Here is a 20,458-nt window from a genome sequence, read left to right as displayed (position 1 = left end):
AAGACCACAGATACACAAAAGGCCGCAGGTGCGGCCTTTATTATTAAAGAGAGTGTCGGAATTACTTCACGAATACTTCTTTGAATTCACGCTTAAGAAGAGGGTCACGACGTGCTTTCTTAAGTTGCTTAACCATGTCTTTCACGCAGTTGTGTAGAACATTGTCTAGCAGTTGAGCACGGTAGTCTTCTTTATCTTCATCTGTCATGTTTTCTGGCAGGTTTAGAGTCGGGAACTCTTCCATTACGTTTAGACCAGCGAAAGCTTGGCCTACAGACACTAGAGCGTGGAATTGCTCGAAGTTGTCCAGAATGTTTTGTGCACTTGCTGGCATTTCATTCCAAGATTCACGAACAGCTTCTTCAGACACTTCATGGATAGAGGTAACCATCTCAAACATTTGCTCAGGAACTTCGTCAAATTCGATAACTTTACGTAGTTCTGGAGAAATAGTTTCTAGATCGATTTTTTTGCTTTCGTTGTTAGTTGCTTCTGACATGGTGAGTCCTGTTAGTACATAAAAGCGCACATTATTTATAGTGCATGTTGTAACGAGATTCGAGTGGCTCTTGCTACAAAAGGCGGGAATATTAATACCAAATGCATCAAATAGCTACCATAAGAACTATTTGATTACGTGACCGTTCAACAAAAAAATATAGCACGAAATTTGTCGCGTAATGCAACAACCGTGCGTGTATGATATATGTTTAGTAAAGACTGAGAAAAAAATGGAACGCGCTATGCAACCGACAGGGACCTCTATGCGCATTCTCCTGGTTGATGACGTACAACTAGACCGAATGCAGTTGGCTATACGATTAAAACAGCAAGGTCACATTGTAAAAGCCGTTGGCAACGGGATAGAAGCACTGAACACTTATGAAAGCTTCGACCCAGAGCTCGTACTGCTGGATATCGCGATGCCAGACATGAATGGTTTCGAAGTCTCACTTCATATCAGAGAAACCTTCCCAGATTGGATCCCAATCATCTTCTTGAGTAGTCACGAAGAGCCCGAAATGATAGCAAAAGCAATAGAAGCAGGTGGTGATGACTACTTGATCAAACCTGTCGACAAACTTGTTCTCAACTCTAAGCTCATGGCAATGCAGCGTATTGCGCATATGCGTCGTGAGCTCAAGCAAGCGACTGCCCAGTTAGAGGAAATGAACTCTCTATTGCAAGAACAAGCCAACGAAGATAGTTTGACCAAGCTCTATAACCGTCGCTATATAGACCAAAAGCTAGAAACCATGATTGCGTGGCATGGACGTCATCATATGCCAATGGCGTTGATTCTTTTGGATGTAGACTTCTTTAAGCCATTCAATGACAACTACGGCCATATAGAAGGGGATCGCTGCCTACAAGCCATCGCAAATCAACTTAAAGCAACCTTCTGTCGTTCTGGAGAATATGTCGGCCGTTATGGTGGTGAAGAATTTGTCATCCTTCTAAATAGTACCGACGCGCAAACCGCAGAAAGAGAAGCGGAGAGGATTCAAGAAGCATTGTACTTCTTAGATTACCCACATGCATATTCAAGTGTGGCAAATAGAGTGACAGTGTCACAGGGTGTGTTTGCGCTCCAACCAACGGGGAAAGATAAAGTCGCCGATTTGTACGCAACAGCAGACAGGGCGCTATATACGTCTAAATCCTTGGGAAGAAATACCTACACAGTGGTAAATGCTAGTTAAGTCAGAAGGATAGAAACCATTGAATCATAGTGACACTGTCACTTATCTTGGGCGATTTTCTAGGTAGGGCTCGAAAAGTCTTGTCTCTTTAGTTTGAAAGCAGCACAGCTTCAGGATAGTTTCGTTAACTGGGCTTGTTTTAGCAGTCCTAGAGCCTAAAAAACAAGCTTTAAAGAATTGGGAAGAAAGAATTAAGCGTGGCAGTACTTCACACAGTTACGGCCCGCTTTTTTTGCTTTATATAGAGCATCATCTGCCAGCTTAATCACATCAGCAGGGTTACGTGCGCTGCGGCTATCCGCAACACCAAAACTGGCTGTTACAGATACCGTTTTCTGCTTCGAATCCGCGTTACCGCGTTTTTTGCGTCCTTGTTTATTGTCGTCAGGACGGTTGTCTTGGTCACGTAGAATCATTTCATACTGAGCAATAAGCTCACGAACTTCTTCTAAATGCGCTTCGCAATCTTCGGTGTATTTACCTTTAAACACGATGGCGAACTCTTCACCACCAAATCGGTAAACCTTTGCGCCGCCTTGTGTCTTCATCAATCGAGAAGCGACCATTTTGAGTACATCGTCGCCGGTATTGTGGCCATAGGTGTCGTTGAACTTCTTAAAGTGGTCAACATCCAGCATCGCAATAGTAAACTTGCGTCCCATATGCTTAAGGTCGAGATCCAATGCGCGACGGCTAGGGATGAGCGTCAAACTGTCGGTGAAAGCCAGTTGGTGGCTGGCTGATGTCGAGTAGATGATGATCAGCAAACCCGTAAGGGTAAACATGGTGCTCGAAATGTATTGAACATCGAAGAAGATAAACGTCGCTGATGCCAATACCATGGCTGAGTATGTCATGGCATGAATGATCTTGTTTTTCTTTAAGACCAAAATGCCCAAAAAGCACACAATGCCAATGCAATACAGCACTAAAACCAATGGTAACTTTGAAACGGTTGGAACAATAAACAAGATGCCATTGGTCCACTCCTCAAACCCACCTTCAACATAGTAGGTCAAGGTTACGTAAGACCAGAACACAAACATACTCAACATAAGTACATAAGTGAGTGTCGCTTTGGAATCGAAGCCCTCTTTATTGAAGAGGAACACGGCCAAGAACGAAACGGGAAGGAGGCTTGCTAAAATAGTGAGCTCTAAAAGTGCAGTGCCAGTTTGTAGTGGTACCTGTAAACGATGTTGAATCACAAAGTAGGCGAGCAACATGGCAATACATACCATGGACTCTCGTCCTTGCTTGAACGAGTAACACATCAACAACGCACAACCGAGCAAAATGTAGGGCAAGTTTGCCGCAATTCCCCAGTTAGATTGGGTCATCTGAATGATGTTATCCATACCCAAACTGACCATGCCCAATAACAAGACTGGGAATAGGAAGCGGAAGCCTGGGGAGGTCATTAAAGATGATGCCATCTACTACAAATTACCTGAAAATAGTTGAATATATCTAGAGGGTTACATTAAGCATTCAATTAATACCGTGCGTAAACAGTATAATTTCAGACGCTTTCAAAACTAACAAGAATACGTGTATTTCGGAATTTTCCAAGTGTTTTACAGCGAACGCTGACAAAAAGAGAGAGGTTGATTAAATTAAGAGCAATCAACGAGTTGCAGAGCGAGTTCGACTGCTATAATTTCAAGGTGTTGAACAAAGGAGAAAAATCGATGCAGATCAGTTCAGACGTACACAATTACATGGAAACCTTGGTTGGACAGGTGCTCGCTTCAGACCAATACGTAGATCAGTTCGACAACGAACAACTGGCGGATATCGCGTGTTTAGCTCTGATCCAGCTGAAGCCTGTTTATATTCGTCATGACATCGATTTTCTGTCGGCACTCCCAGAACGCAAATTGGCGCAGTTCAAACAAAGTGTTGATGTCGCTGTTGAGAATGCAGCGACAATGATTCAAGAAGACAGACGCAAAAATCGTAACAATGATGTGCCTGTAATTTTGTCGCATACCAGTTATGATGAAGACAAAGAACTGGATTGGTTCGAAAAACCGATCCTCAACGTCAACATAAAGTAAATGATGTTCGCTACCGTATATAAGAATCAATATACAGAAGAGTGGGCGTCCCCAAGGAGGAACCGTGGGATTCTTTTCGCGCTTGTTTGGTGGCAGTGATAAAACTGCTGAAGTAAAAACCGTCGAACCCGTCGAGTACAAAGGCTACCTGATCTATCAAGAAAGCCTTTCAGAAGGCGGTCAGTACCGCATTGCTGGACGCATCGAAAAAGACTTCGACGGAGAAGTGAAATCACACCGTTTTATCCGATCGGATTTGTTGGGGTCAGAGCAAGATGCCAATGAGTTGATGTTGAAAAAATCGCAGATGTTTATCGACCAAATGGGTGAAAAGATCTTCGATTAAGAAATCACTGCAACTTGATACGAATCATCTTAAAGAGAGCCATTAGTGTATATGCTGATGGCTCTCTTTCTTTTTTAGGCTTAAATATTTGTAAAACAAGCAATTAACACATATCTGGTTAGACCTCTGCTGAGTAGCGCTAATCGTAGTTATTTTTCAGCGCGAAGTAGACAAATATTCATTACTTAGCGTTATATGTAATGAAATTTAGTATTTTTATTACAAAATACTTGAAGTCACGATAGACGTTCGATAAAAACAGAAGAATAACAGGGCTGTTAGTCAAGATGTGGCTGTGCAAATGGGTGACCCCAAACACCATCATTCGTTTGTGTTTTCTTGCGTAGTAAACAGATAGAAATAAAAAAGAATTAGAGTAGAGCGACGCTCTGTTTTGGGACTAATTATTGATATGTATACAAGGAGTATGCGTTTTGCAAATCGGTGTACCTAAGGAAATACTCGCAGGTGAGTCGCGAGTAGCTGCATCACCTAAATCGGTTGAGCAGTTAATTAAGTTGGGGTTCGATGTCGCAATCGAATCACAAGCGGGGGTGCTAGCCAGTTTCGATGATGCCGCTTATGAAGCAGCAGGGGCGAAAATTGTATCTAGTGAAGAAGTATGGACGTCAGGTTTAATCCTTAAAGTGAACGCGCCACTCGTAGATGAAGAAAAAGGCATCGACGAAATCGCATTACTGCAAGATGGCGCAACATTAGTGAGCTTTATCTGGCCAGCTCAAAATGCAGAGTTAATGGAACAACTCTCTAGCAAGAACATCAACGTTCTCGCAATGGACGCGGTTCCTCGTATCTCACGTGCGCAAGCATTAGACGCACTCTCTTCTATGGCGAACATTGCCGGTTACCGTGCAGTGGTTGAAGCCGCTCATGAATTCGGTCGATTCTTCACCGGTCAAATTACCGCAGCAGGTAAAGTGCCGCCAGCGAAAGTACTGGTTGCAGGTGCAGGTGTTGCAGGTCTTGCTGCTATCGGCGCTGCTGGTAGCCTTGGCGCTATCGTTCGCTCTTTTGACGTTCGTCCTGAAGTAAAAGAGCAAGTTGAATCGATGGGCGCAGAGTTCCTAACCGTAGACTTCAAAGAAGATTCAGGTTCAGGTGACGGCTACGCGAAAGAAATGTCGGATGAATTCAACAAAAAAGCCGCTGAGCTATACGCTGAGCAAGCGAAAGACGTTGATATCATCATCACAACGGCTCTGATTCCTGGTAAACCTGCGCCAACGCTTATCACCAAAGAAATGGTGGATAGCATGAAAGCGGGCAGCGTAATCGTCGACCTTGCTGCCGCAAACGGTGGTAACTGCGAATACACAGTAAAAGATCAAGTGATCACCACGGCGAACGGCGTGAAAATCGTTGGCTATACCGACATGGTAGGTCGCCTGCCTACGCAATCTTCTCAGCTTTACGCAACCAACCTTGTAAACCTTCTAAAACTGCTTTGCAAAGAGAAAGATGGCAACATCGATATCGACTTCGAAGACGTTGTGCTTCGTGGCGTAACAGTAGTAAAAGAAGGCGAAGTGACATGGCCTGCGCCACCAATTCAGGTGTCGGCACAGCCACAAGCTAAACCGCAAGAACCCGTTAAGCCTCAGCCTAAAGTTGAAGAGCCAACGTCACCAGTGAAGAAATTCGGTGCACTCGCTGTCGGTTTAGGTGCCTTTGCTTGGGTTGCTTCTGTTGCTCCGGCTGCGTTCTTATCTCACTTCACCGTATTCGTACTGGCGTGTGTGGTAGGTTACTACGTAGTTTGGAACGTAACACATGCACTGCATACTCCACTAATGTCTGTAACCAACGCGATTTCAGGCATCATCGTAGTAGGTGCACTGCTGCAAATTGGTCAGGGTAATGGCGTCGTTACCTTCCTATCATTCATTGCTGTACTCATTGCAAGCATAAACATCTTTGGTGGCTTTACCGTGACCAAACGTATGCTTGAAATGTTCCGCAAAGATAAATAATAGGAGTGACCAATGTCTGCAGGATTAGTACAAGCGGCATACATTATTGCTGCGCTATTTTTCATATTAAGTCTCGCGGGACTTTCTAAACAAGAATCGGCAAGAAAGGGTAACTACTACGGTATTGCGGGTATGGCGATTGCGCTTATTGCGACAATCTTTAGCCCGAATGCAGAAGGGTTCGTTTGGGTCATCATCGCGATGGTCATCGGTGGTAGCATCGGTATCCACTACGCGAAGAAAGTAGAAATGACTCAAATGCCAGAACTGGTTGCGATCCTACACAGCTTTGTAGGTATGGCTGCAGTTTTGGTAGGTTACAACAGTTACCTTGAGCCACCAGCACCAGTTTCAACTGACCTTGCTGGTATTCACGCTGAGCACGTGATTCACCTAGTGGAAGTCTTCCTTGGCGTGTTCATCGGTGCGGTAACCTTTACGGGTTCAGTCGTTGCTTTCGGTAAGCTACGCGGCACGATCTCATCTTCGCCACTTAACTTGCCTCACAAGCACAAAATGAACCTTGCGGCGATCGTCGTATCTACGCTTCTTATGATTTACTTCGTAAAAGCGGACGGCAGCATGTTCGCACTGATCGTAATGACGCTGATTGCATTCGCATTCGGTTACCACTTAGTGGCGTCTATCGGTGGTGCAGATATGCCAGTTGTGGTTTCAATGCTGAACTCATACTCAGGTTGGGCAGCGGCGGCGGCAGGTTTCATGCTTGCAAACGACCTATTGATCGTGACAGGTGCACTAGTTGGTTCTTCGGGTGCGATCCTTTCTTACATCATGTGTAAAGCTATGAACCGCTCGTTCATCAGCGTTATCGCTGGCGGCTTCGGTCAAGAAGTTGTGATTTCAAGTGATGAAGAGCAGGGCGAACACCGCGAAACATCAGCTGAAGAAGTGGCAGAAATGCTGAAGAACTCAAAATCAGTGATCATCACGCCGGGATACGGCATGGCAGTAGCTCAAGCACAATACCCAGTGCATGAGATCACGGAGACATTGCGTAATCAGGGCATTGAAGTTCGCTTTGGTATTCACCCAGTAGCGGGTCGTCTACCTGGCCACATGAACGTACTGCTAGCGGAAGCAAAAGTGCCTTACGATATCGTGCTAGAAATGGACGAGATCAACGATGACTTCCCGGAAACAGATACCGTTCTGGTTATCGGCGCGAACGATACAGTGAACCCAGCAGCGCTTGAAGATCCAAATAGCCCAATCGCAGGCATGCCTGTATTAGAAGTTTGGAACGCGCAAAACGTAGTCGTATTCAAGCGTTCAATGAATACCGGTTACGCTGGCGTACAAAACCCACTGTTCTTTAAAGAAAACACCTCAATGCTATTCGGTGATGCGAAAGAAAGCGTCGAGGCAATTTTCAAAGCATTGTAAAATATTTGCTCTAAAACTAACCAAGGCCAGCATTCGCTGGCCTTTTTTTGTGGGGCTTCAATGTTATAGTACTGCAAATCCTTGAGCCGCCTAATGTCATTCGCTTGTTTATTGATGTATAGTTCTGGCTAATATAACAAGTACCGGTAACAGTTTGATTAAACAGTTTTTGCTCCGTTCTGCTTTAATGCTGCCAATTTTCTCGGCACCCGCATTTGCAGATTCATTACCAGAACGAATAGATACGTTTACAGAGCTATTTAATTACGAAGTAGCCCTTAAATCGTATGATATACGCATACTGCAATCTAACTACCCAACCAAATTGCTCTCGCCGGACTCAATGTTGCCGCAAACGGCAGACTACCCGCTGAAAGATATTCAGCAGTTGTACCGTTTAGCCAACACGTGTCGCGGAAAGTTACCGTTAAGCCCTTTAATTACTGAACCTTTAGTCTTTACGCGTGCCATATGTAAGGGGACGCTACTGACACCGCGTTGGTTCTCGCGCAGCGGTTTGATCCACCCAGGTGGGGGAACCTATGCAGCGCGTTATGCAGAAAAGTATCCAGAGCTTCGTCCTAAACTTGCTCAATACATGCATATCAAAGAGCGAACTAACGATGAAGGGGATGAACTACTCGCAAGCTTGCAAAATATGGATGACGATGCGATCAACGCACTCATCGCCGGCGCGAGCATGTTTATTGAAGGCAAAGAGCTGTGGCTACGCCGTGGCGACCATTATTTTGTATTCGCCAAAAACGTATGGCAGGAAAACGTTGCAAACGCTGGCCTGTCTTACGGATTAGCATCAGAAAGCCGAAGCTGTTTCGTAAAACGCGGCAATATCTGCTGGGATGTAGAAGATCACTCACAAGTGTTACGGATCAGTATGATCATCCTTGTGATTGCCAACATCTTGCTGGTAATAGGCTGGGCAGTGTATCGTTGGAACAGCAAGCGTGAAGAAATGCGCAGCCGTATGCTGGTACTGCAGATTCTAACGCACGAGCTAAGAACGCCAATTGCATCGTTGTCTTTAACCGTTGAGGGATTCCGTCGCGAGTTTGAACATCTTCCTGAAAGTGTTTACGACGAATTTCGCCGATTGTGCGAAGATACGCGCCGATTACGCCAGTTAGCGGAGGCAAGTAAAGATTATTTGCAATCTGATAACCAAATGCTTGCAACAGACTGGGTTCCATCGGTTGCAGAATGGCTAGAATATAAGATTGAAGAAGAATTTGATAACGCTGTACTATTCAAAATAAACGAAGATGTAGCTGCTAAAGTTAACGTGTACTGGCTTGGGACCTGTATCGACAACTTGCTACGAAACGCACTGAAGTATGGCGAAGCACCGGTAGAACTACGTGTAGAAACCAGTGCAGATAAGATCATTATCCAAGTCATAGATGCCGGCAGCTTGACTGCAAAAGATTGGGCAAACCTAAGAAAACCGTTCGTAAGTAAGAGCGGACTAGGGCTTGGATTAACAATAGTTGAATCAATGGTAGGCCGCATGGGCGGAAAAATGTCCCTAATGGGACCACCTACAACCTTTATATTGGAGATACCTTGTGAAACAGACACTGCTTCTCGTTGAGGACGATAAAAACTTGGCTGACGGCCTGTTAGTAAGCCTGGAACAAGCAGGATATGAGTGTTTACATGTGGAGCGTATTTCAGACGTTGAGCCACAATGGAAAAAGGCTGACTTAGTCATTCTGGACCGCCAACTACCAGATGGCGATTCAGTACAATCTCTTCCTGAATGGAAAAAAATTAAAGATGTTCCAGTAATTCTGCTTACTGCACTTGTTACTGTTAAAGATAAAGTTGCTGGTCTAGATTCTGGCGCGAACGACTACTTAACGAAACCTTTTGCTGAAGCCGAGCTATTTGCTCGTATTCGTGCACAACTTCGTGCACCAGATGCAGCAGAACAGGGCAACGCTGACAAAGTGATGACCAAAGACCTAGAAATCGACCGCGCGACACGCGAAGTTGTATTCAAAGGCGAAATGATCACACTGACTCGTACTGAGTTTGATCTGCTGTTGTTCTTGGCATCAAACCTTGGCCGCGTGTTTACGCGTGATGAACTACTAGACCACGTTTGGGGTTACAACCATTTCCCTACAACTCGTACAGTAGACACACACGTCCTGCAGCTTCGTCAAAAACTGCCAGGTCTTGAAATCGAAACGCTTCGTGGCGTTGGCTACAAGATGAAAGCGTAATCGCAAGAATGAAAACACTACTTCCTGTAGTTCTATCATTACTGTTAGTGAAACCAGTCCATGCAACGGACTGGTTTCAATCCAATACGCCTTTAACTCAAGCACACCAACACCTGTTAGAGGATGACCTTGGTGGCATGTTCAACTCCCTTGTTGAACTTTGGCAAAGCGAACCCAACAAAGAAACCAGACCGCATCTTAATGACTTGCTCGCTCAATCATTATCAAAAGACTGTGGTAAGTCTCTCACAGGCGTTACGCTTCCAGATTGGATCAGCGGTATTAACGTTATCCGCCAAACTATTCAAAGCCCAGGGCGAGATACCTATCGACTCGTGGTTAAGCTGCGCGCGACAACCGATATCGAAGACATCTCATTTCGGCGTTGGGTTGATAGCTCAATCTCTGCTGATAGCTCCTTCAATTATGAAGAGCCGCAAGAGGGAACCGAGCTGGCTAACGAACGCAACTTCCTTAAACGCTATAACTTAACCGGTAAGTTAGACGCGGGGTTGTACCATCTCTCTATCACCACAAAAGACAAGCGCACATATCGCACTTGGGTGATTTTGGGGGATTCAAACTCATCGCAATACGTTCGTTGGACATCAAAAGAGAATTGGAAAGTAGAAAAGAGCGCACTTCGTAACCCGCACTGTCCTTTACCGCAATTGGAAGTAGGCTTATACGACTACATCGAAGGCCAATACGATCAAGTGTGGAAAAAGACCTACGAATCGAACTACCCAAATGCACTCGAACTCGACGGTATTCCAAACGATCGCTACGTTTTAGCTGTCAGCATTAACAGTCGCCGTTGGCAAGGGGACATAATTGTGGAGCAAGCTCAAACTATTAGCCGAACTTATGATGTTTCTCTCGAAGAATAGCTAAAGAAATTAAACTTGTGCCGATATAAGTTCAGGAAGAACGAAAACACAAGTGTAGTATGAAGACACAATACAAAATTTTAGCCACCACTATGACTGCAGCGCTATTCTCAGGCGCTGCTTCTGCTGCCACTTACGCAATTGAAGCTCGCAGTGATGCAATGGGTGGCGTTGGCACCGTATCTGCCTCTTACCTAACCGCACCATTCTTTAACCCAGCGCTTACCGCCATTTACCGACGTAACGACGACGCAGGTATGATTGTGCCGAGCTTTGGTATCAACTATAACGACCAAAACGGTTTAATCGATGAGATTGAGCGAATAGGCAAGCTCACGGACCCAACCGAAATCGTAAATTCATTAAATGCCATTGATGGCCAGAAAATGGACTTCGATTTAGGCGGTGTGGTTGCCGTTGGTATCCCAAACAAGTTCTTATCTGCGACCGCTTACGGCAAACTGTATACCGAATCGTTCGTAGAGCCGACCATCGATACTGTAAGCGGCGACCCGTTAAATGACAGTTACGTGCGCGGTGTCTCCATTGGCGTGGCGGAAGCGGGTATTTCACTGGCGAAGTACACCAACTTCATGAACCAGCACCTGTCATTTGGTATCACACCAAAACTGCAACGCATCTACACCTATTCATACGCGACCAGCTTTGCCGCATTTGACACTAAAGACCTGCGTGAAAATGAAACCGCAGAAACCATGTTCAACTTAGATGCTGGCGCACTTTGGTTCTTTGGACCATATCGCTTGGGTATCTCTGCCAAGAACTTGATTGGCCGCGACGTGAAAACCAAATCGTTCACATACAACGGCGACACGATCCAATCCTATGAGTACAGCATGCGACCAGTTTACACCGTTGGTGCGGGTTACGTAGCCGATTACTTTAGCTTTAGTGTCGATTACGATTTAAACGAAGAGAAGAAGTTCTCTACATTTGATGACAACACACAAATGCTACGCGCCGGTTTTGAGATTGATGTCCTTCGCCAGCTTGCACTTCGTGGCGGTTATATGACAAACCTAGCTCGTTCAGATGACGAGGGGACGATCACTGCCGGTCTTGGCTTATCGCCACTTAACTTAATTGAAATAGACATTGCTGCCCGATACACCAACGCAGATGCAATGGGCGCTTCAATTAATTTCCTTGCGACCTATTAAGCGAATCGTTATAGTCAGCTCCTCACATTGAGGAGCTTTTTTATGTTTGACGATTTACCACCTCTGTCCCATCAAGAACAGCAACAAGCTGTAGAACGTATTCAAGAACTAATGCAAAAGGGCACTAGTACCGCAGAAGCGATTAAGATCGTTGCAGAGCAAATTCGAGCAGAATACGCCGCAAAGAAACAAGACTAAGAAATTACAAAGAGCAGGGCACAGACCCTGCTTTTTTACGCCCGTTGTATATCCCTCGAAAACAGACAACTCACCACCTTTCCGCCACGTTCATCTGACAAAACATTTAGTTACCGCGTCACACTCATAGACCCAAAGTAGAGTGGAAAACACTGCCATAATGCATTGGTAAAATTTTACTAATCGTAATTAACTGTCACCTTTTCCAAGCAGTCGAAAACCCTGCAAAAAACCCACCCCAAGCGTTAACTTGTTTAAATACAGCGACTTAACTCAATATAAAGAACTAATGCATACTCACTTGCCGCCTGCGCTTGTAATTAAATTACAAAGCTAAATTTAAAGGGTTTTCAGAGTAGTTAAATATCCTGTAAAAATCCAAAAGAGACACTGTCACTCTCAGGTTGGGTAATTTAAATATTGTATATAGGGACTTTTAAAGGCAGTAAGTACTTGCGGACTAAATTCCATAGAACCAGAAATACTCGAGGGAAACGGAAAATCTAAAAGCCTAAATCGCACGAATTGAGATTGGTTGGATGTCCAGTTAGAGCCGTTATGTGAGAGAAAATGATCACTGGGCTACATAGCGAGCCATAGCACTTTGAGGGCAGTTTTACTTACATGTTACATCGTCACTTTTGGTCTAATATAAAGAGAGGAGACCAGCCGCTCGTACCTTTGATAATGAATACAGAGAGCAAACATTGGTAACGAACATCAATTACTGCTTGGAGGGACGCTTGCTTTCTTCACTTGATTTTGCTTCAAGACGGAAACCCTCAAAACAGAAACCGAGTGGCGGGCGCCAAAAGGAAACGAAGCGTGCCGGCTGGGTGAGTTATGTAGAGTGTGTCTAAACATTGTGTAATGTGGGTCTTCAAAACGTTTAAACCTTTCGAGTGAGTTCAGAACCATACTAATGATGATTTACACAGCGTAATCTGAACCGATACCTTGGGCATGTCTATTGACCTAGACGGGCTTCGAAAATGTTAATACTTACGTTTCCATGATCAGTGAGAAGCCTACTAAAAAGCCGAACCCTTGGCGATGGGGTTCGGCTTTTTGCTCTTCATAGTAGTCTGATTCACTTCGTTCCCAACCACACCGAAAACACAACATAGTGTTGATGAAAGGTTTACCGCGTTGGTTCGCAGATAGGGCCAAACTAATCTTCAATATCAATCCATTTGGGCATTCATTGGGAAGCTTCTTGAGTTACTGTATTGGATATCCTTGTAATTACCCTTCATTGCACCATTCGCAACAGACAGATAGTTGATCGTCACTGCTGGGTTACCACCATATCCGTTAATATTAATTTCTATTTTGCCATCTTGTTTGGTGGCCACACCGACACCTGACTTAAACACATTGCCATTATGCTCGTAAGTCATGCGCACTCGGATATCGGTACTAGGGTAAGCTTGATCTAAGAACTGAAGCTTCCAGTTATCAGTCAGACTCCACTTGGTATTTGTTAGCATGTTGATTGAACTTGGGTTCGCGAAGTTTCTGGCGATTTTCATGGTGCCATATTGGTCAAGAAAAATGATCTCGTCTCTGCCATCACCATCCGTGTCACCCAAAGCAAACTGAGACACTTGATGGCCACTTAAGATCGTTTCTACAGAGAAATCGCTTTCAGCCACTGCATTGTAAGATAGGAAAAGTAGGGGTAGGCATAACGCTTTTGATTTTGTAATTAGCACAACATATTGACTCTTATTATGAATTTGCGAGCAATATATATTCTCTGTTGTAACTCAGTGCAATGATTGATTTTATAAAATCATGAGAATCTATCGAGGATCCCACAAACGACCAGATTTAACTTTAGTTCTCATTCTAAATAGAACTATCGTTTGGCTCAATAAACCGTCAGGTAGGGAAGAATGATTCTGCCTAGATAGCATGTTGGTTCTAAAAGCTTCGCGCAACGCTGACGCATAAAGGATGAAAACGTGCGACAGACTTCGAACCCACAATAATGACGATTTACACAGGGGGCAGGGAGTCAATACATTTGGCAGGTCGATTGACCTCGACAGGCTTCCAATTCGTTTTCATCGACGTCCACCAAAATCAAGAAGCCTACAAAAGCCGAACCTTAGCGATGGGGTTCGGCTTTTTTTGATTTAAAACAATAAAATACAGTCACTACAACATTCTATATGATTCGTTACTTATAGTATAATCGACTTCTTTTTTTATCGTCCAAGGTTAGTTATTTGAAAACCCTCCCAACCGCAATCAATTTTAACGATGGCTTGTCACGCGTAAAAATTGACTACAACGAACATCGTGAAAATAGTCATCAACTGCTTTTAGCAGCTGGTTTTTATCTTCGCGCCACTGAAAAGTTTGAGAAGCATTTAGCTGAAGCAGTAGACCCAAATTGTGAAATTTCATACGAGTACGTAAAGGCTGAGAATGCATCACTTGGTATCGCTCGGATAAAGAAAATGTTTAGTATCGCTGGTCAAACAATGCTAAAACAATCAGACAAGGAATGTGAAAAGATTAGTGGCATTGATAACAAAGCGATTGAAAAGCTGGAAGAAATAACAACTGAAGACGTCAACGACAAAGATAAACTGGATTGTATTTGCGAGGAAATTTCCATTTGGCTGCAAGAAGAGTTTGAACTCAAAGAAGCTCCTTTTATAGACCCTCTAATTTTATATGAGGTACTTGAAGATTTGACGAACTCATTCTCTAACTTAGAGCAATCCGAAACGATTAAGACAATCTTTAGTAGCGATAACATTCGCACTCTAAACACTTCGTTTAAAAGCACTCTGAAGCGTTCCGATGTCAAACGAGTCGTCGTCGTGCCATATAAAGATGGTCCAGACACTTTAAAGGTCATTGCTCCTATCAATGAAGGTAGGCGTAAGTGGGTAGTTAAAAGCACAAAGACGGGCGACGAGTATGTTATTTCCTCGTTTGAAGGGCAAGCCGCGAAGTGGGTAGAAGAGTATATGCGTGGCGAGCATTTAGGTATAACATCTAGAGACAACGTCGAAGTGACTGTCAGCTACAACCGTTATGAACCTGTAAATGGTAAACCTCGGGTTCGAGATGCAGTTGTATCTAAGTTAAAAGTGAATTATGACTCAACAGCAAAACAAGAATCTCTCTTCTGAGCAAAAAAAGAGACTGAGAATAGTTTTTAACTCTTATGCGTTTATCGTTATACCATTTCTAATCATAGCCTTTATCAAGGTGTATCAATTGGGTGTGTTTGAAGGTGCCAAAGCACTCTTCATGTTGTCTGATTGGTCATTGATTAGTTTTGTAATTTTCTCACAATCTATGTGCACTTACTTAACGCTCTTGGGGGAGAAAAAAGAGTTTGATGCACCGTATATGGTTACTGTTTTTCTTCGCTACATAGTCTGTGGGTTGTTACCAGCAGCTGCAACGGTATGGATAATTAATGTAGAGGAGACACCTCCAACGCCCATATATTTTATACAGGCGGCGGTTTTCATCTATGCATCGTACCGGTTCATAATAGATAACCTAAACGCACAAGTTTTAGCGAAAAAGTAATTTCAACGCTTTTTTGATGGTATCCACTCGGCGGCTTTCATTCGATGGCCGCCACGAAACGGTAGAACATTTTTCTTTGCGGGATAGACCTTAGGATGGTCTATATGCCCAAACTTTTCGACAAGCTGACGATGCTCGTCACGCCAGAACACAAAACTTTCCAATTCTTTCGGACTGAACTCACGACCAGATGGCGTGATGATGATGGCGCGTTTCTCACAGACACGAAAGCCAGACCAACGTAAATCATTATAATCAACATGAGTTTTTCTGCCATGGGATTGATTGGAACCGTGCCATTTGTTCAACACATCTTGGATAATAGAGAAACGTATCCTTAGCTGTTTGTAAGCAAAGCTTAGTATCTACGAACTAAAGAGGCATTTTAACTTGGAAATATTAGGACATTATCGCTTTGGGTTTACAAATTCAGTGCGCATTATGGGCCCTTATGTTTAATGCAGTTGCATATCACTTATTTATAAAATGTCCCGCTTTTGAGGGACAGTTCAATGAAGTATCACGAAATGACAAAAAACTATATTTTTCGTGAATTTGAATGTGGTTTAACCGTTGAAGAAGCCGCTGAACTTTGTTTGAAAAGTGTGAGGACGATCAAACAGTGGGATAAGGGAAAAGCCATTCCGCCAGAGTGTAGACGGCTGATGCGCATGAACAAGGGCAGGGAACTGAGCATCTGCGATGACTGGGAAAACTTCGTAATGAGGCATGATCGCTTAGAGCTTCCAACTGGCCAGCGAGTCACGGCTCAACAAGTGTTAATTGGTGTAGCATTGTTAGAGTTAGGCGCTTCAAATGATATGGCAATTGCTCACCAAATACTGAAGTATGCGAGAGTGTTGAAGAAAATGGTGTAAAAGTAAGGATTCCAGATTTAAATTGCGCCGCGCAATTTTTTTTGTATCTCTTGTTAGGTTGTGTTGTAATACTTCTCAAGAGAAAAGAGCCCAGATGAGCGGCAACTCATACTGAACTCTTTTTAGAGGCTTATTTGTTTTTGTCTCCTCTTATCTTGACTATAGAATTGGTTACTGCCCCTACTAAAGCTGTAATCGCGGTTAAAATTGCTATTATCTCTTCAGCACTCAAGTGAGTGGTTATTTCTATCATTCCTTGTAACGCCCTCTATTTCTATAGAACAGAAAGCCCTAGGCCCAATGCATAGGGCTTTTTTATTACCTACTGTTTTGTAAGTTTTTCTAGTATATCGATCCCTTCTGGCTATTCCAAATCGACCTACGCTACTTTTTTAAATACGGTTGTATAAGATTCAACAGGCCTTGCCTTAAATGTCCTTTATTGTCCATTTGATTTTTACGCCATGTAATTTAAATTATTGATATATAATACAATATTTCCAAATGTGTGATTTACACAGCACTTTGAATAAAAAGCATCAAACTAAAATACGAGAGATTGTAGCTATCTAGCTATGTACAAGGTGGAGGCGATAATTTTGCGTTTTTTAACGCGCTAACAGATATAGAGGAGAAAGGCTCCAAAGGGAGCCTTATTTGAATCTATACGACCTCTAGTGACTCAGGCCAAATGAAGTAGGGGCCGAAGCGCTTACTGTATTTGAACTCGCCACCAAACGACTTACCCTCATCTGTTAACGAATGCTTGCCATCATCAAAAGATAGGTATCCCTTAGTAACACACAGTTTAAGGAAATCGTCCGTTTTGAGGTTGTGCTTTTTCGCTAACTTAGAAGAGGTGATCTTCGTTTGTTCTTGTACGTTAGCAGCTGGCTCAATACTTTCGGAAGGGGATGATTCAGCTTGCACCTTCTCTAAAGATATTCTCACCTCATCACTTATACGGATGATGCGTTGCGCTTCTTCGTAAGAGTCTTTGTAGATTTCCGCATCTTCATCACGGTCAATGAAGATACCCATCTCATTGTTGTTTACCTGACTGAACTCGTAAAGATTCAAGCTTGTAATTATGCATGAGCTTTCGTTCATGTAACACTTAGCATGAAGATTCTTACAAAAGCTTGTACGAACAAAAGAGAGCCCTTTAAGCCAGTTAATCTCGTCTGGTTGAAGTTCGCTCTTACCATAGACAATTCTGATATCAATCTTTAAGCGATCTTTATCTTCTAAAAGCTCTCGAATACGGTCATTCAGTTTGAGAAAAGGGCTGATAAGAATCAGCCTTTCTGAAGCATTTTTGATAAGTTCTTCGAGGTAGTAGTTTGTAGCACTTGTGTTTAAAAACTTAGCCATTTCATATCCTTGACATATAAAACCTAGCGCACATAGGCTACGTCTAAGGGCATATTGGATCAAGCATTAGAAATGAAAAACGCGTGGTCAAATGCCACGCGTTGCGAATCACTCTTAAACAGATTGTATGGTTTATTTACCGCAGCATGCACAACCCGAAGGAGAAGGTCCAAACACAACTCGGTTTGACTTATTCAATATTGATGCTTCGGATATGTTTTCTAGCCCGATCGAGTCTTTAATCTTTCGCTCTGTGGTGTGAGGATAATCTTCGAAATCTTTAATCATTTCGAAAAACTCTCGTTTTTCTGCGTCACTTAGTTTACGAAAACCGTTTAAAACAAATTTAACACTATCATTCATATTAATTACTTCCTAAAAGTTACCGCATGTATCACATGCTGTTGGATTTAAGTTGATGGGCTTAACATTACATGTTGGACATGTACTTTTGAAATGAAAGAGACTGTACTTCATTGCGAATCTCTTTTCTTCATCGCTGATCATTTGACCCATGTCGCTTTCATTCTGACGGTCATATTCATCACGTATAGGTTGATATAGATCGTTTAGTTTTTCTTCGCTAATTTTCTTGAGCTTACTAAACTCTGTTGTTAGCCTCGTGTTACTTCGGACAGCGCCAATTGCATACGAGTACTTTTCATCCCACTTATAGACGAGTGAAAACAGTGAAAGTACAGCCTGCGCTATTGTTAATAGACCACATAAGGGCAGTAAGATTTGTTTTAACACTTCACTATCAGTGCTAAATGCCGCAACAAAGCCGCCTAAAAGAACCGGAGATAGTAATCCTAAAAATGATATTCTTTTTAGCCAAGTACCGTAATGCTTTACTCTTTTCTCAAATATTTTCACTGTTCCAAAACTATAAAACTCACAGTCAAAACATTCTTTTTTCATATCCACTGTATTCAATATTCCTCCTATATAACTAACGCCTTGTTAAGGGGTGAGCAACGCAATACCGAAGCCGCCGCACACCACCTTAAACACTAAAACCAACGCATGGTAAAAATGCCATGCGTTGCGAATCACTCTTAAACAGATTGTTAAGTTTCTTTTAGTTAACTGAAACTCACCAAATGCCAAGACCAAAGAAGCAGCAAAGTGATTGAAAGAATATAATGGGAAAAACCTAACGCTCGATACCAATATATTTTCAACTTATAGTTAAGAAGTACATCAGAATTGGATGGTTTTTTCCCATGCTCAATGAGGTAGTCCAATCTTGCAATCAGATAATCATGTGAAACATGGTTTTCGTGCCTGTTAAGGCAAATATAGTAGCTATTCACGAAGTCTAAATATTCATGTTCGGTAGATTGATATTGGTGCGTCACACGATAATGTAGTTTCCGTGAAAGTTCTGCCAACTCCAAACCACATTGATGAATATTCGAAGATCTAGCAGAGAAATCCCCCATACCAAGTAATAATGAATATGTAAGAACAACTACCGCAAAAAATAGACTAGCCATATCAATTTGGTTCTTCGTCACTGAGTCATCAACAAGATCAAACGTAGTAAACAGTGCTAGAACTATCTGCCCGACAGCTAGAAACGCGAGTGTCCATTGAGAGCACCAACTGTGGAGCCTTAAACGCCTACTAGCTTCATACCTAGCTTTAGATGTAACCAATACTCTTTTATGTAAATATTCGTATGATTTCATTTATATTTATTGTGTACCTTACTTTGAAGAAGAAACTTAACGCCCGCTTAAGTGGTGAGCAACGCAATACGATGTTTCCGCACACCACCTAAATCACTAAATTTACCGCAAACCAAGAATGCTACGCGTTGCGAATCCGTCTTGAAGCGTTTGTTATGTGTTTTCTTCGTCACCTTCGAAGACTAGAAATTCGTTCGACTCACTAAGTTCTGTTGGCATTTCATACAATTTGCCATCAGCTTGATATAGCGTAAGCCCAAAACCAAATGAAGCTAGTTGAATTCCTAACTCTGTCAGCTCCCAACCGTTTGATTTACCAGAGTTAACAGCCAAACCAACAGAGGATAATTGAGCTATATATGGCTTTGAACGTTGATAATAGGTTCTTACTTGATTGCTATATAAGTTCATTAGCCCTTGCATCGCTCTAAGAGCGGGAACTGTTGCAGCACATGTAATATGCATTAACGAGTTAAACTCATTCAGGTCGATTTTACCCTTAGCAAAACTAACACAGAGGCGTCCAAGTATTTCAGCCTTAATTGGGCGCTCTGCAGAAGTAATAATTTCAAAAATGGATTCAGCTGCTTCTTCCGCCTGCTCAGTATTAGCAAAAATCTGATCGGTGAAATATAGGGCTTCTTCCGAGTTTAGAGTGGATGCAGACTTGATAAAGTTAGCATAGTTTCTTTTAACCTTTGCGACTTGGTATTTATCATATGCATTCTTTATTGAGAACGCATACTCTACGAATGGGACTTCCGACAAGACTTCACTTTCAATGAAAAAATCTATTGAAGACTCTGTAGCCTGACAGAGTTCCTTTGCCGCTTCACCTGCATTCAAAAGCGAGTCTTTCATATTTCGAATCAATTTCATCTTACTCTCGATAATTGTGAGCTCTTCGGACACATAACGCCCTGTTAAGG

22 protein-coding genes and 1 pseudogene are annotated in these 20,458 nt (G+C 42.9%); 13 read left to right on the top strand and 10 right to left on the bottom strand.

All coding sequences use genetic code 11. The features are described 5' to 3' along the window. Positions 1–61: 61 nt before the first annotated feature. Entirely contained in the window at positions 62–499 is a 438-nt protein-coding gene (locus KIO97_RS19150; RefSeq protein ID WP_005427129.1) for a DUF3069 domain-containing protein, read from the bottom strand. A 244-nt stretch (positions 500–743) separates the two neighbouring features. On the opposite strand from KIO97_RS19150, the gene KIO97_RS19145 reads away from it, so the two are divergent. Next, positions 744–1,703 carry a diguanylate cyclase gene (locus KIO97_RS19145; protein ID WP_050906272.1) on the top strand — a complete coding sequence of 320 codons (960 nt, stop codon included), beginning with the start codon at positions 744–746 and terminating at the stop codon, positions 1,701–1,703. Positions 1,704–1,894: 191 nt separating this feature from the next. Here the strand turns inward: KIO97_RS19145 and KIO97_RS19140 are convergent, their stop codons facing one another. Then, positions 1,895–3,139, bottom strand: a complete 1,245-nt coding sequence (locus tag KIO97_RS19140) for a GGDEF domain-containing protein (RefSeq protein WP_285383699.1) — start codon at positions 3,137–3,139, stop codon at positions 1,895–1,897. Positions 3,140–3,394: 255 nt separating this feature from the next. Here KIO97_RS19140 and KIO97_RS19135 point away from each other — a divergent pair, with 255 nt between their 5' ends. The 9 genes from KIO97_RS19135 to KIO97_RS19095 all read left to right on the top strand — a co-directional run bounded on the left by KIO97_RS19135 (position 3,395) and on the right by KIO97_RS19095 (position 12,022). Next, the gene (locus tag KIO97_RS19135; protein ID WP_021018234.1) at positions 3,395–3,763 is read left to right on the top strand and encodes a late competence development ComFB family protein; all 369 of its coding nucleotides are present in this window, start codon (positions 3,395–3,397) and stop codon (positions 3,761–3,763) included. A gap of 64 nt (positions 3,764–3,827) precedes the next feature. Further along, the gene (locus KIO97_RS19130; RefSeq protein WP_012129329.1) at positions 3,828–4,109 is read left to right on the top strand and encodes an HlyU family transcriptional regulator; all 282 of its coding nucleotides are present in this window, start codon (positions 3,828–3,830) and stop codon (positions 4,107–4,109) included. 434 nt (positions 4,110–4,543) lie between these two features. Beyond that, positions 4,544–6,100, top strand: coding sequence for a Re/Si-specific NAD(P)(+) transhydrogenase subunit alpha (locus KIO97_RS19125; RefSeq protein WP_005427189.1), 1,557 nt, complete (start codon positions 4,544–4,546; stop codon positions 6,098–6,100). A 12-nt stretch (positions 6,101–6,112) separates the two neighbouring features. After that, positions 6,113–7,507 (top strand): Re/Si-specific NAD(P)(+) transhydrogenase subunit beta, encoded by a 1,395-nt coding sequence (gene pntB / locus KIO97_RS19120; RefSeq protein ID WP_005427135.1) that lies wholly within the window; start codon positions 6,113–6,115, stop codon positions 7,505–7,507. A 187-nt stretch (positions 7,508–7,694) separates the two neighbouring features. Then, the gene (gene vxrA / locus KIO97_RS19115) at positions 7,695–9,116 is read left to right on the top strand and encodes a sensor histidine kinase VxrA (protein ID WP_306417212.1); all 1,422 of its coding nucleotides are present in this window, start codon (positions 7,695–7,697) and stop codon (positions 9,114–9,116) included. Next, entirely contained in the window at positions 9,091–9,753 is a 663-nt protein-coding gene (gene vxrB / locus KIO97_RS19110) for a response regulator transcription factor VxrB (protein ID WP_005427102.1), read from the top strand. Before vxrA ends, vxrB begins: the two co-directional genes overlap by 26 nt. 8 nt (positions 9,754–9,761) lie before the next feature. Beyond that, positions 9,762–10,643 carry a DUF2861 family protein gene (locus KIO97_RS19105; protein ID WP_005427200.1) on the top strand — a complete coding sequence of 294 codons (882 nt, stop codon included), beginning with the start codon at positions 9,762–9,764 and terminating at the stop codon, positions 10,641–10,643. A gap of 59 nt (positions 10,644–10,702) precedes the next feature. Then, positions 10,703–11,824 (top strand): conjugal transfer protein TraF, encoded by a 1,122-nt coding sequence (locus KIO97_RS19100; RefSeq protein ID WP_045457038.1) that lies wholly within the window; start codon positions 10,703–10,705, stop codon positions 11,822–11,824. A 42-nt stretch (positions 11,825–11,866) separates the two neighbouring features. After that, positions 11,867–12,022, top strand: a complete 156-nt coding sequence (locus tag KIO97_RS19095; protein WP_005427041.1) for a YoaH family protein — start codon at positions 11,867–11,869, stop codon at positions 12,020–12,022. Between the two features lie 1,002 nt (positions 12,023–13,024). Here KIO97_RS19095 and KIO97_RS19090 read toward each other — a convergent pair. Both KIO97_RS19090 and KIO97_RS19085 read right to left on the bottom strand, forming a co-directional pair. After that, positions 13,025–13,204, bottom strand: coding sequence for a hypothetical protein (locus KIO97_RS19090; protein ID WP_285383697.1), 180 nt, complete (start codon positions 13,202–13,204; stop codon positions 13,025–13,027). 2 nt (positions 13,205–13,206) lie between these two features. After that, positions 13,207–13,737 (bottom strand): hypothetical protein, encoded by a 531-nt coding sequence (locus KIO97_RS19085; protein ID WP_285383696.1) that lies wholly within the window; start codon positions 13,735–13,737, stop codon positions 13,207–13,209. Positions 13,738–14,256: 519 nt separating this feature from the next. Here KIO97_RS19085 and KIO97_RS19080 point away from each other — a divergent pair. Further along, on the top strand, positions 14,257–15,174 hold the full coding sequence (locus tag KIO97_RS19080) for a hypothetical protein (RefSeq protein WP_285383695.1): 918 nt from the start codon (positions 14,257–14,259) through the stop codon (positions 15,172–15,174). Then, complete coding sequence (locus tag KIO97_RS19075) at positions 15,140–15,583, top strand: hypothetical protein (RefSeq protein ID WP_069218665.1); 444 nt, start codon at positions 15,140–15,142, stop codon at positions 15,581–15,583. Before KIO97_RS19080 ends, KIO97_RS19075 begins: the two co-directional genes overlap by 35 nt. A 2-nt stretch (positions 15,584–15,585) precedes the next feature. On the opposite strand, the pseudogene KIO97_RS19070 reads toward KIO97_RS19075, so the two are convergent. After that, a pseudogene (locus tag KIO97_RS19070) lies at positions 15,586–15,884 on the bottom strand (phage protein); the annotation flags it as partial. A gap of 211 nt (positions 15,885–16,095) precedes the next feature. Here KIO97_RS19070 and KIO97_RS19065 point away from each other — a divergent pair. After that, the gene (locus tag KIO97_RS19065) at positions 16,096–16,461 is read left to right on the top strand and encodes a regulator (RefSeq protein ID WP_285383694.1); all 366 of its coding nucleotides are present in this window, start codon (positions 16,096–16,098) and stop codon (positions 16,459–16,461) included. A gap of 663 nt (positions 16,462–17,124) precedes the next feature. Here KIO97_RS19065 and KIO97_RS19060 read toward each other — a convergent pair. The 5 genes from KIO97_RS19060 to KIO97_RS19040 all read right to left on the bottom strand — a co-directional run. Next, a complete protein-coding gene (locus KIO97_RS19060; RefSeq protein ID WP_285383693.1) occupies positions 17,125–17,835 on the bottom strand; it encodes a phospholipase D family protein in 711 nt (236 codons plus the stop codon). Between the two features lie 132 nt (positions 17,836–17,967). After that, positions 17,968–18,198, bottom strand: a complete 231-nt coding sequence (locus KIO97_RS19055) for a hypothetical protein (protein ID WP_285383692.1) — start codon at positions 18,196–18,198, stop codon at positions 17,968–17,970. A 12-nt stretch (positions 18,199–18,210) separates the two neighbouring features. Beyond that, positions 18,211–18,762, bottom strand: coding sequence for a mobilome CxxCx(11)CxxC protein (locus tag KIO97_RS19050; RefSeq protein WP_285383789.1), 552 nt, complete (start codon positions 18,760–18,762; stop codon positions 18,211–18,213). Between the two features lie 158 nt (positions 18,763–18,920). Beyond that, the gene (locus KIO97_RS27050) at positions 18,921–19,529 is read right to left on the bottom strand and encodes an SLATT domain-containing protein (RefSeq protein WP_373417329.1); all 609 of its coding nucleotides are present in this window, start codon (positions 19,527–19,529) and stop codon (positions 18,921–18,923) included. Between the two features lie 153 nt (positions 19,530–19,682). Then, the coding region (locus tag KIO97_RS19040; protein WP_285383691.1) for a hypothetical protein at positions 19,683–20,458 on the bottom strand (776 nt) is incomplete at its 5' end.

The sequence above is a fragment of the Vibrio sp. B181a genome (assembly GCF_030248375.1).
Taxonomy (GTDB): Bacteria; Pseudomonadota; Gammaproteobacteria; order Enterobacterales; family Vibrionaceae; genus Vibrio; species Vibrio campbellii.
The sequence above is the reverse complement of the archived record's forward strand: the minus strand, read 5'-3'. Positions and strand labels throughout refer to the sequence as shown.

Excerpts from the sequence above, each read along its gene's own strand:
- KIO97_RS19150 (WP_005427129.1), bottom strand. The coding sequence starts at position 499 with ATGTCAGAAGCAACTAACAACGAAAGCAAAAAAATCGATCTAGAAACT.
- KIO97_RS19145 (WP_050906272.1), top strand. The coding sequence starts at position 744 with ATGCAACCGACAGGGACCTCTATGCGCATTCTCCTGGTTGATGACGTA.
- KIO97_RS19140 (WP_285383699.1), bottom strand. The coding sequence starts at position 3,139 with ATGGCATCATCTTTAATGACCTCCCCAGGCTTCCGCTTCCTATTCCCA.
- KIO97_RS19135 (WP_021018234.1), top strand. The coding sequence starts at position 3,395 with ATGCAGATCAGTTCAGACGTACACAATTACATGGAAACCTTGGTTGGA.
- pntB (WP_005427135.1), top strand. The coding sequence starts at position 6,113 with ATGTCTGCAGGATTAGTACAAGCGGCATACATTATTGCTGCGCTATTT.
- vxrA (WP_306417212.1), top strand. The coding sequence starts at position 7,695 with ATGCTGCCAATTTTCTCGGCACCCGCATTTGCAGATTCATTACCAGAA.
- KIO97_RS19105 (WP_005427200.1), top strand. The coding sequence starts at position 9,762 with ATGAAAACACTACTTCCTGTAGTTCTATCATTACTGTTAGTGAAACCA.
- KIO97_RS19100 (WP_045457038.1), top strand. The coding sequence starts at position 10,703 with ATGAAGACACAATACAAAATTTTAGCCACCACTATGACTGCAGCGCTA.
- KIO97_RS19095 (WP_005427041.1), top strand. The coding sequence starts at position 11,867 with ATGTTTGACGATTTACCACCTCTGTCCCATCAAGAACAGCAACAAGCT.
- KIO97_RS19075 (WP_069218665.1), top strand. The coding sequence starts at position 15,140 with ATGACTCAACAGCAAAACAAGAATCTCTCTTCTGAGCAAAAAAAGAGA.
- KIO97_RS19065 (WP_285383694.1), top strand. The coding sequence starts at position 16,096 with ATGAAGTATCACGAAATGACAAAAAACTATATTTTTCGTGAATTTGAA.
- KIO97_RS19060 (WP_285383693.1), bottom strand. The coding sequence starts at position 17,835 with ATGGCTAAGTTTTTAAACACAAGTGCTACAAACTACTACCTCGAAGAA.
- KIO97_RS19055 (WP_285383692.1), bottom strand. The coding sequence starts at position 18,198 with ATGAATGATAGTGTTAAATTTGTTTTAAACGGTTTTCGTAAACTAAGT.
- KIO97_RS27050 (WP_373417329.1), bottom strand. The coding sequence starts at position 19,529 with ATGAAATCATACGAATATTTACATAAAAGAGTATTGGTTACATCTAAA.